The 11670-nt window shown below is 44.2% G+C and carries 10 protein-coding genes; all 10 read right to left on the bottom strand.

Translation table 11 applies throughout. The features are described from left to right. Positions 1-104: 104 nt before the first annotated feature. The gene (locus tag C7Y69_RS09165; RefSeq protein ID WP_126872493.1) at positions 105-839 is read right to left on the bottom strand and encodes a cytochrome c1; all 735 of its coding nucleotides are present in this window, start codon (positions 837-839) and stop codon (positions 105-107) included. Then, the gene (locus tag C7Y69_RS09160; RefSeq protein ID WP_126872492.1) at positions 839-2101 is read right to left on the bottom strand and encodes a cytochrome b; all 1263 of its coding nucleotides are present in this window, start codon (positions 2099-2101) and stop codon (positions 839-841) included. The genes C7Y69_RS09165 and C7Y69_RS09160 overlap by 1 nt, the downstream gene beginning before the upstream one ends. Position 2102: 1 nt before the next feature. Continuing rightward, the gene (gene petA / locus C7Y69_RS09155) at positions 2103-2735 is read right to left on the bottom strand and encodes a ubiquinol-cytochrome c reductase iron-sulfur subunit (protein ID WP_013785371.1); all 633 of its coding nucleotides are present in this window, start codon (positions 2733-2735) and stop codon (positions 2103-2105) included. A gap of 350 nt (positions 2736-3085) precedes the next feature. Further along, the gene (locus C7Y69_RS09150; protein ID WP_232363147.1) at positions 3086-4609 is read right to left on the bottom strand and encodes an amidohydrolase; all 1524 of its coding nucleotides are present in this window, start codon (positions 4607-4609) and stop codon (positions 3086-3088) included. Continuing rightward, positions 4606-5802: a M14-type cytosolic carboxypeptidase gene (locus C7Y69_RS09145; protein ID WP_126872491.1), complete on the bottom strand. Its 1197-nt coding sequence runs from the start codon at positions 5800-5802 to the stop codon at positions 4606-4608. Before C7Y69_RS09145 ends, C7Y69_RS09150 begins: the two co-directional genes overlap by 4 nt. Before the next feature lie 74 nt (positions 5803-5876). After that, a complete protein-coding gene (locus tag C7Y69_RS09140) occupies positions 5877-9002 on the bottom strand; it encodes a TonB-dependent receptor (protein WP_185864153.1) in 3126 nt (1041 codons plus the stop codon). Positions 9003-9068: 66 nt separating this feature from the next. After that, a complete protein-coding gene (locus C7Y69_RS09135) occupies positions 9069-10058 on the bottom strand; it encodes a FecR family protein (protein WP_126872490.1) in 990 nt (329 codons plus the stop codon). Further along, positions 10058-10621 carry an RNA polymerase sigma factor gene (locus C7Y69_RS09130; RefSeq protein WP_013785376.1) on the bottom strand — a complete coding sequence of 188 codons (564 nt, stop codon included), beginning with the start codon at positions 10619-10621 and terminating at the stop codon, positions 10058-10060. The genes C7Y69_RS09135 and C7Y69_RS09130 overlap by 1 nt, the downstream gene beginning before the upstream one ends. A 141-nt stretch (positions 10622-10762) precedes the next feature. Next, a complete protein-coding gene (gene rpsI / locus C7Y69_RS09125) occupies positions 10763-11155 on the bottom strand; it encodes a 30S ribosomal protein S9 (RefSeq protein WP_013785377.1) in 393 nt (130 codons plus the stop codon). A 12-nt stretch (positions 11156-11167) separates the two neighbouring features. After that, positions 11168-11596, bottom strand: a complete 429-nt coding sequence (gene rplM / locus C7Y69_RS09120) for a 50S ribosomal protein L13 (RefSeq protein ID WP_013785378.1) — start codon at positions 11594-11596, stop codon at positions 11168-11170. Between the last annotated feature and the right edge of the window lie 74 nt (positions 11597-11670).

The raw sequence follows: 11670 nt of genomic DNA, 5'->3' as shown, positions 1-11670 counted from the left end.
TTCCTCCGTCGAGAAACTAGTTATGCCCACTAAATCGGGCGAAATTCAAATACTAAAAAAGGGGGCGAGAAGCCCCCTTTGCTATTATACATAATTCTGTGCGATTAGTGCACTTCTCGCCAGTATTCTTTCTTCAGCAAGTAAACAAATACAAACAGTACGGCAATGAAGATAAGAACCCATTTACCGATACGGTGTGAATCTAGCTTAGCTGGCTCACCGGTATACTCTAAGAAGTTAACAATATCGGCAACAGCTTGGTCGTACTCATCTGGAGACATTGAACCTGTACCATCAGATTTAATACCTACATATTGTTCAACCATTTCACCGTCGACCATAACTTCTTCGTGCATTTCAGTTGGTGTACCTTGCAAAGGTTGAAGCACATGCGGCATACCCACTTCTGGGAATACTTTATTGTTCACACCAAATGGACGACTCTCATCTACGTAGAAAGAACGTAGATAAGTGTAAATCCAATCTTCACCACGAACACGAGCTACAAGAGTCAAGTCTGGTGGCGCAGCACCAAACCAACCAGCCGCTGCGTCTTCAGGCATTGCACGAGTAATGTAGTCAGCAACCTTTTCGCCGGTAAACTGAAGGTTTTCTTGACCTAACTCGTCAGGAATACCTAAATCGGCAAACGTACGCTGATAACGCTGATACTTCATTGAGTGACAACCTAAGCAGTAGTTCATGAACAACTGCGCACCACGTTGCAACGAGGCCTTATCGGTTAGGTCGATAGGTGCCTTATCTAGATGCACACTACCACCAGCGGCTAACGCTACACCCGGTAGAAAAAATGCTAAAAAGCACATCAATTTTTTCATTAGGCAATCCTCTCTGGCACAGGCTTAGTTTTCTCGTTACGGCTGTATAGGAACAACAACACGAAGAAACCAAAGTACATAACGGTCGCGATTTGCGACGCAACAATCTTCCAGTTTTCTTGAGGTGTAGCACCTAAGTAACCTAAGAAAACGAATACAATTGCGAACACAATAAGGTTTACTGTGTGTAAACCACAACGATAGCGCCACGATTTAACACGACCGCGATCTATCCATGGTAAAGCAAACAAGGCTGCAATAGCACCAAACATAGCAAGTACACCAATTAGCTTATCAGGTACTGCCTTAAGGATGGCGTAGAACGGCGTGAAGTACCAAACAGGGAAGATATGTGCAGGTGTTTTCAACGGGTTCGCAATTTCGAAGTTAGGATGCTCAAGGAACTTACCGCCCATTTCAGGTGCGAAGAACAAGATATAAGTGAACAAGGCTAAGAAAATACAGAACGCTACTAAGTCTTTCAGCACCATGTGCGGGAAGAATGGCAAGATGTCATCAGCGATATCATACTTGCTTGTGTAGTACTCATGGATTTGGAATTTAGTCTTTTCTGACTCAGGTAACGAGCCTTTCTTATGCTTAATCGCAATACCGTCTGGGTTGTTTGAACCCACTTCGTGTAGCGCAATAATGTGTAAGAACACTAAAATAACAATAACCAACGGCAATGCAATAACGTGCAATGCGAAGAATCGGTTTAGGGTAGCACCCGAGATTACATAGTCACCTTGTAACCAGATAACTAAGTCTGGACCTACAACAGGAATTGCACCAAATAGCGATACGATTACCTGTGCACCCCAGTAAGACATTTGTCCCCAAGGCAATACATAACCCATGAAGGCTTCAGCCATTAGTGCAAGGTAGATGAACATACCAAACACCCAAAGCAATTCACGAGGCTTTTGGTAAGAACCGTAAATCATGCCACGGAACATATGCAGATATACCACAATGAAGAACGCTGAAGCGCCTGTACTGTGCATATAGCGGATAATCCATCCGTAATCAATTTCACGCATGATGTATTCAACAGACGCGAACGCACCTTCAGAAGTCGGTACGAAGTTCATTGTTAACCAGATTCCAGTAATAATTTGGTTAACTAAAACGATGGTAGCCAAGAATCCAAACACGTACCAAAAGTTCATGTTCTTAGGCGCTGGGTATTGGATGGCGTGCATATTCGCCACACGCATAATTGGAATACGCGCTTCAATCCACTCTAAAAAAGCATTCATATTACACAGCCTCCGCTTCTGAGCCGAGGATGATGTTTGTGTCATCTACGAACTGGTAAGGCGGAACAACAAGGTTCAACGGCGCAGGTACATTTTGGAATACACGACCAGCCATATCAAACTTAGAACCGTGACATGGGCAGAAGAAACCGTCTGGAACCCCTTCAACCACTTCTTCGAAAGCGCCATCTTTAAGGTGCTGCGGTGAGCAACCTAGATGCGTACAAATACCGACTAAGATAAGGTACTCTTCTTTCATAGAACGGAAACGGTTCTGGGCAAACGTAGGTTGTTGCTCTGCTTCAGAGTTAGGATCTTTCAGTTTATCTTCGTGAGTGCTCAATTCTTCAAGAATTTCAGGAGTACGACGAACAATCCATACAGGCTTGCTTCGCCACATCACACGCACTAGCTGTCCAGGTTCAATCCCGCTGATATCTACTTCAACGTCAGCACCGGCCGCTTTCGCTTTGGCACTTGGATTCCAGGACGCAATAAAAGGCACTGCCGCTCCAACAACACCTACACCACCAACTACCGACGTGGCAACGGTCAAAAACCGACGACGGGTGTTGTTTTCTGGCTGGTTATCATTGTGTGCAGACTCTGTTGCATCTACAGATACATTGCTCATCCACATTTCTCCAGGTTCGGATAATTATGATGTATAACCCTAACTTTTACTGGTTTTATCACGTTAGGATCGTCCATCATATGGCTTGTCATGAAGTTAACTCAAAGGCACTTATGTGCTCATTCGAGAATTCACTAAAGTTTCGTCAAATTTCGACCGCAAATGATAAAAGAAAAGCCCTTATAAACACAAGGTTTTACTGGTATTTAAGCAATAAATTAATCTGAGGCCACTGTTAAGAATTAGTGAGTGATTGGAATAAAATCAAGAATTTGACCGAAATTCGGTCAAATCCCTTTGTTATATTAAAACATTGTTATAAACCTTCGACCCAGTAGTGCGAAGATATTCTACTTACGATAATCGAGTGCTGGTGCTCTCTGCCCTAGCATGGATTCATAGTTCAGCGTACTTTTTCGTAGCTGAAACTCTTGCTTCGCTTTACTAATATTTTCAGGTTCAGAGAAAAGGGATATAGCGGTTTGCGTGATGACCTCACTGGCCAAGTACATACCTTTGTAACCAATGTCAGTACCACTCATTGCTGACGCCTGCCAAGTGTGAGGAGGAGTACCTTTTACCCAGGTGGTACTAGATAGCCCCACGGTAGGTACTTGCCAACTCACATCACCTACATCAGTTGATGCCGACCAAACAGTAATCTTTTCATCGAAGGGCTCTGGTGTGCTGTGAGCATTGTGACTAAAGGTCTGCTCGCGGGTGCTACTTATTTCGCTAGCAAACTGCTGCTCACTTTTGGTCAAAATAATCGGCGGTGCGGCGTCAATATGCTTGTGCATTAATTTTGATAAGGTCACATTAGGTAATACATTCCACACTCCACCTGTGACTTCCCAATCAACACGGGTTTCAGTGCCAAGTGCTGCACCCTTCGCCGCTTTTTCCAATCTATCCCATAATGATAACACGACAGCAGGCTGTGCTGAGCGGACGTAATAATACACTTCGGCGAAATCCGGCACCACGTTCGGCGCCGTTCCGCCATCGGTGATCACATAATGAATTCGCGTGCCATCCGGCACATGCTCACGCATTAAATTTACCATCATGTTCATGGCTTCTACGCCATCTAATGCCGAGCGCCCTTTGTCTGGCGCTGCGGCAGCATGCGCAGCTACACCGTAAAAACGAAACTTACCGCTCTTATTGGCCAGCGAAGATGAGGGTGAAGAAGATGTACTATCTGATGGGTGCCAGTGAAGCGCAACATCCACATTTTCAAAAACGCCTGCTTTTACCATATAGACTTTACCTGAGCCCCCTTCCTCTGCGGGTGTGCCAAAAACCTTTAGTGAACCTTGGTTTGGGTGAGTATCGAGATAATCAGCTAAGCTAAGCGCAGCGCCTATTACCCCGCCGGCAAACAAGTTGTGTCCACAAGCATGACCTGCGTGAACATGTCCGTTAGTGCTAATCGGCTGTTTGTCAGACGTGTTTAATACTCCCATGCTGGGAAGAGCATCCATTTCGGCAAGTAAGCCGATAACAGGCTTATGCTCGCCATCTTCCGTCTGGTCTGCTGGGCTGTATTGCGCAATAAATGCAGTAGGCATGCCCGCAATGCCAGCAGTAACATCAAAGCCACGTCCAATCAGCGTTTGTTGCATTAATGCGCTGCTGTTGTGTTCTAAAAAACCTAGTTCAGGCTTTTCCCACATGGTTTTTGCAATATGCTTCATCGTGCTTTGATGAGCAAACGTAATCGCGGCTTTAGAGTCTATAGCCGAAGCATCGGTTTGCTCAACACTTTGAGCCTTCACAGCGCCAACAACACTAATGAAGGATATGAGTATAGCGAAAGCGAGTTTATGCCAAAATGCTAAGAGTTTAGTTGTGCATAAATGCATCATCATTGCTCACAACTTGTTGCTTCAGCAGTACACGCTTTAATATAAAATGCCTCGGCAGGGGTGGCAATTAACGTATCGACAAGCGTATTGGCAGCATGCTTAGCGACGTAACGTGTTTTCTCATTGGGTTCATTATCACCGACTTCATAAGTAACGCCATGCACGTGATAAACATCAGCAAAAAACTGTTTAAAAACGCCCTTCCCTGGCGATGTGCCAGGTTTATCTACGACTTTGAACACGCCTCTTGTTTGCGTTTGCAACTCGGCTAACCAGTCTACAACCATGTCGCTAGGGGCAATACTTTCATCTACCGGAATGGTATAAAAAACATTGTTGTGGGTAGAGTGAAAGTCCATACCCATTACAATTTTCCCGCCGGCATCCGTGATTTTATCTAAATACGTTTTCACTGCTCTGGTCTCTGGTTGAGAGAATACATTCCAATCGCGGTTTAGATCTTTATGCCCAAGGCTATGTCGCCAATGTCCATTAGCTACACCATCAGGGTTTATGTTTGGCACTACCAACACATTAAATCGTGACAAAAACGCACTGGTTTCAGACGTAGTGGTTAAGAATTGATTTAGAAAAGAGAACATAGCTACTGCGCCTGTTACTTCCGGTGGGTGTTGGCGACCAACGAAAATAACCCACTCTGTGTTTTCTGGCTTTTCTAGAGCAAATGCAGAAAGCGTGCGGCCTTCGGTAGATTTACCAATCGTAAACGGCTTAATGCCAAAGTCTTGCTCTGCTTGTTTTAGCCAGTTTATGTAAACTAAATTTGGAATAGGACGCTGGGCTGCCACATAGAGTGGTCGTTTTGACACAGGTAAAGATATTGTCATTCCCTGCTCTGTGGTATCAAACGCAGTTATCTCCCAGCTTTTTTGATCGTAACTCACTTTAGGTAAATACCTTGGCGTATAACCGTCAAAGGTCAGCACTACGTCTACTTTTTCTGCTTGTTTTGACGATGAATCACCTGATGCGGTAACACTAAAGTAATACCAAGGACTAGGGTTTATGGGCTTATCTTCTGGTAAGAAGCTCAATACATAGGTGCCGTTTTCGTCGACTTCACAGGAATCTAACTTACCGGCTTCAAAATCTGCAGAAAAAGTAACGCCTTCGAATTCACACGCCAAAGTAACTGGGGAAGCAAATGCCAGTGCAATGAAAAGTAATCGAAACATGATATCTCCATGAAATAAGCGCCCCCTAATGGTAGGCGCTTTTTTATGATGTAAAAGTAGGTTAAGTATTTAACTTAGAATTTATGATTAAGTGTTACGTAGGTATAACGGCCAATCGATGAATGGAGGCTACTGCTGAATCCAAAGGTTCCATCGGCAAACGGCGGTTCTTCGTTTGTCAGGTTACGCATGCCTACGGTCACTTTCGTTTTTCCGCTAAATAAGGCGTCTTCACTTAAGCGGTAACTTACGTACGCATCTAACGTTGACCAATCATCAATGACGTAAGTCACTAAATCACCTGAATCGTCGGTATAATTTAAGCTAGTGTCTTCAACATCACTAACGTAACGATATTTAAGACCGGCACGCCATGCATCGCGAGAATAGGTTAGCGATAAATTAGCCCGCCATTCTGGGCGTTCGTTTTGACGAATAAGGTCGCCATCGCTACCAAATATGGCAACTCGCTCCCCTTCGTACAATAACGCTTCGTTTCCAGCTTCTTGCGCTGCAACCACTAGGTCTGTGATATCGTCAGATCCTTGATCGAACTTTCGTAAGTTAGCGGCACTGAGCTTAATGGAAAAATCACCTACTTCAGTTTCAAAACGGTAATCAGCACTGTAATCGATACCAGAAATGTCTCTTGGCAATAAGTTAGTGTAGTCGTTTCGAATATATATAATTTCGTCATTTTCATCACGAACCACATTTTCATTCGCGCTACCCTGGCTACGCAATAATGCGTCATACAAAATTTGCGTTTGGCTATTTAAAATACCCACCGTGTTCTCTTGCTTGATTTGCCACCAATCGACTGTAAGGGTTAACGCTTTGGTAGGCGTAAGTACTACACCAAACGAGTAGTTTTCACTTTCTTCGGGGCTTAAGGTATCGCTACCATTTCGAAGTTCTAGCGTACCGCGACTCGTTTGTGTCAACGGATCGGTTCTGGTATTTGAACGGGCAACATTTACTGCTGTGGTTTGTGGCAACCCTGGCGCTTTGAAGCCCCCTGAATAAGCACCACGAATTAACGCGTTTTCATTTACCGTCCATGCAAGGGCAAATTTAGGTTTAAATATGCTGCCTACGTCAGAGAAATCTTCGTATCGGCCAGCCACCTGCAAATTCAAACTTTCAATAAAGGGTTTATCGGCCAGCAACGGAATAGCAAATTCCGCGTACGCAGATACCACATTGCGACTTCCGCTGGCATCAGGCGTGGGGCTACTTCCTAATACTTGGCTAGCAATTTCAGACGAAGTGCCACCCACTACGTCACTGAAAAACACCGTGCCGTTCAAATCATCGGTACGTTTGTCGAAAAAGCTTTCATAGCGATATTCAATACCTGCGGCAAAACCTACATCACCGGCGGGTAAACTAAATAAATCTGGTCGAGATACTTTGGCATCAATTGAAGCAAGTTCTGTTTCTGACTCCCGCTCAACGTCTACCATAAAGCTATCGATAACACTTTGTGATACCGGCGTATCGTCAACCGTATTTGGGTTAGTTACACTGGCGCCGCTAAAAATATTGTAAGCCGTGCTTTCATCGGTACTATTAACCGCTTGTTGGAACAAGGTGGTGTTAATTCGATTTGCGGTATCGATAGTATTGGCTTTTGAATACAACACGGCTGAATCGAAGTCCCAATCGCCGATATAACCCCGAAAGCCTGCCAATAAACGATAACTGTAGTCATCGACTTCGATATTTCGTGGGCCTGTATCAATGGGACGATAGCGACGCACTGTCACGTCCTCACCAAAAGGGTTGTAAAATGCGTCAGCCGACACCGTAAAACGCTGTGCTGTTAGATTGCCCGATTGTTCACGAATACGTTTTGCCGTTGCTGAGTAGTAAAGGGCTTCACCGTATATCTCAACGTCATCGTTGATTTGATGATTCACCAAAGTGTATAGGTTCAGCCTATCGACTTCAGAGCTCAAGCTACGCTGTGAGTTTGAATCGAAGCGCATATCTCGAGGTGTTGACCCGGAAGACGCGCATACATCGTCGCTAGCGTCTGCGATACAGTCGTTGTATGAGGCTGGCTCTAAATGAAATGTACCTAAAGTGTCAGTCGAAAACTCGCCCCAAGGTGTTACCGTTGAACGGTTATCTAGTTGCGTATCCCCGACAAAATCAGCAGGTACTTCGCTGTAGTTACGTAAGTCAGAACTGGCTGAATAATCTCTCTCACTCGCCATGACCATGTCACGATGATAGTACCCACCACTAAAAGTAACGTGAGTTTTATCATTATTAAATAACCAGCCACCAGCGCCTGATAAATTGATTTGGTCGCGACCTGTACCTTGACTACTACCATATTGGGCTTGAAGCTCACCGCCGGTATACTTATCGTCTAATACATAATTCACTACACCTGATATGGCATCAGTACCGTAAATAGCCGCAGCGCCATCGCGTAACACTTCAACGCGTTTTAGCCCTTTAACTGGCAGCGTATTTGAATTCACAGTAGTAACAGGCACTAAGTTTTCGGCTTGCGTACCTGGGTGCAGCACTAATCGGCGACCATTCAACAGCGTAAGTGTGTAGCCTGTACCTATACCACGTAAGTTTACTGATGAGACATCGCCACGTGCGTCGTTAACACCACCAACTACACGCTCGCTATTAAAATTTACGGCACCTTGTTGCGGTAACTCCGCTAAGATTTCAGCGCCACTGCTTAAGCCCAAACCGTCAATATCTTCAGATGACATCATGGTAACCGGCAAAGCGCCAGTATCTTGCATACCACGGATGTTCGAACCGGTAACTTGAATACGCTCTACGCTTGCTTCTTGCTTTTGAACGTCAGTAGGAGCAGAGGTAGCAGGGCGCGTACCTGATTGGCTCTCCTCTTTATTTTCAATTGGAGTAACAATGTAAGTGCTTTTAGATGTCTGCTTGTAGGTAAAGCCAGTGTCTTTAAGCAAGGTAGAAAGTGCATCCTGCAAATCCATACTGCCTTCTAGCTTAGGGCTTAGTTTTTGCTTTATTCTAGCGTCTGAAAACAGAATTTGAATTTCACTGTGCTGTGCCAGTGAGAGCAATGCGTTATCGAGTGTGGTGGCTTGAATTGAAATGTTGTCTATTTGCTGTGCTTTGATACTTGCACTTAGTGATAGTGCGACACACAGAGCTAACGTACTTGTTGTGGTTTTTGGCAACTTCATGGCTGCTCCTATAGTATTTTGTTGTGTTCCCATAAGCTAATACGCAGCCAAAAACAAAATCCTCCGCTATTTTTTCACTAATTTAACCTTTTCATTCTCTTTTTTTATTTCTACAGGCAAGGTCGCTTCAAGTGCCGTTAAAATAGCATCACCATCTGAAAGTTTAAAAACGCCACTAATACGTAAATCAGCAATCTCTTGGCTAATCACTATTTTTTTGCTTCTATAGCGGTTAAAACTGGTAATCACTTTCTCTAGCCGTTCTTCATCAAAACGTAAGTAACCGGTACGCCAACTTTGCGCTTTTACTACACTGTCCACACTTTGTTTTGCGATAAGAGCACTGGTATCATTGAACGACGCGACTGCGCCGGCTTCCAATAACACTTGAGTATCATCTTTCGCTGGTTTGTCGGTGTTCGGCTCTGCCTTTTCTTCTATGGCAACGATACCTTCTTCTACTGCGATATTAAATCCAGCCTGTGATAGCTTAATATTAAACTTCGTTCCTACGACTCTCACCGTCTTGTTTGCGGTATGAATTAGGAATGGACGAGACCGATCTTTAGCAATATCAAAAAATGCCTCACCTTGTTCTAGCCAGAGCTCTCTGTGCGCTTCACTAAACTTTATATTAATGCGGGTATCTGTATTTAACGTAATGGTAGAGCCATCTGATAATCCAACATTGCTTACCTCGCCAATGGCAGTAGAGTAATTATTGGCAAGCTCACTGTTATCAATACTTTGGTCAGGCGCATTGTGATGAGTGATGAGTAAAAAGCAGAACGATGCAACAACAATAGATGCCGCTAGATAGCGCATTCGATAGAAGCGCTTTTCCAGCTTTTGCCGCCAGCCTACATGAGGAGCAATTTGAGCTGAAGTTTCCCACAAATAAAGCGCATCGTTAAAAGCAGCTTGATGTGCGCCTTTCGCATCGCACCACTCAAGGATCTCACTTTCTTCTTTAGCTGTCAGTTCACCAGAGTAAAGACGCACAACATATTCGCTTGCACGTTTATTAATTGAATGCTGGTTCAAAGCCGTAGCCATTAATCTTGCACCTTATTTCGAATAGCCATCAGTGCGGCTGAAATATATTTTTCTACTGTACTCACAGAAACGCCTAATATGTCGCTGATTTCCCGGTAAGCCTTACCTTCAACGCGGCAAAGCACAAATGCAGATTTGTGATGAGGGTTAATATTTTCAAGCACGTTTTCAATTTCAATTAGCTTCTCAGCAATCCCTGCACACTTTTCCGGCTCATTGTTCCACGTAGAATATAGAGTATCAGAAAATGGTTCGTGAGCATCATGAGCGCGCACTTTTGCCCGCCGTTCCCTATCTATAATTAAATTAGTCACAACGGTAAACAAAAAGCTTCGAAACGTATCTTGTCGCGCTTCAACCTTCTGTGCCAATTCATCAAGTGAAAAGAGTTTGGCGTACATTTCTTGAAGTATGTCTTCTACCTCAGGGGCATTCGCACGGGCTCGAACACGAATAAACCGACGAAGCGCGGGCTCATGTTCAGAAATGAGTTCGTAAAGCATAGCATTGTCGCTTTGAGACTGCGCTATAGCTGATTGAGTATTTAAATAAACGACTTTCACACTAATTCTTCATTCATTTCTGGCTTAACTACTAATACGCAGTAGAGCATAACCCCCTCCACTATTATTCATTTTATTAGCGCCAGAAAATAAAAAACCCGGCATGAGCCGGGTTTTTTGCACAATATATAAAACGTAAAATTAACGTTTTGAGAATTGTGGACGCTTACGTGCTTTGTGTAGACCCACTTTCTTACGTTCAACTTGACGAGCGTCACGAGTAACGAAGCCAGCTTTACGTAGAGCAGGACGTAACGTCTCATCGTACTCCATAAGAGCACGAGTGATGCCGTGACGAATTGCGCCAGCTTGACCGTTAGAACCACCACCTTTAACAGTGACGTATAGGTCAAACTTTTCCAACATTTCAACAAGTTCTAGAGGTTGACGAACAACCATGCACTCAGTCTCGCGACCAAAGTACTCGTCTAGAGCACGTTTGTTTACTTGAATGTTACCTGAGCCTGGACGCAGGAACACACGAGCGGTAGAACTTTTGCGGCGGCCGGTGCCGTAGTATTGAGTATCTGCCATGTCGATTGCCCCTTAGATGTCCAAAACTTGTGGTTGCTGTGCTGCGTGCTTATGTTCAGCACCAGCGTAAACTTTCATTTTACGGAACATTGCACGGCCTAGAGGACCTTTTGGCAGCATTCCTTTCACTGCTTTCTCAATAACCATTTCTGGTTTGAAAGCTAGCAGCTTTTCAAAGTTAGTTTCTTTCAGACCACCTGGATAGCCACTGTGTGCATAATAGATTTTGTTCAATGCTTTACGGCCAGTAACCGTAATTTTATCAGCATTGATAACTACAATGTAATCACCAGTGTCCACGTGAGGCGTGTACTCTGGCTTATGCTTACCACGAAGGCGCAATGCGATTTCTGAAGCCAAACGGCCTAGAGTTTTGTCTGTGGCGTCAACCACGTACCAGTCACGTTGTACCGTTTCTGGCTTTGCAACAAAAGTTTTCATTTAAATATCACCCGAATAATATCGTCGTTACTGATTTCTGAACACCAGAAATCACCATAAAATCAACACAAAGA

Origin of the sequence: Alteromonas sp. KS69 (assembly GCF_003989595.1) — a bacterium.
Classification (GTDB): Bacteria; Pseudomonadota; Gammaproteobacteria; order Enterobacterales; family Alteromonadaceae; genus Alteromonas; species Alteromonas naphthalenivorans.
This window is presented reverse-complemented; position numbering and strand designations above follow the sequence as displayed.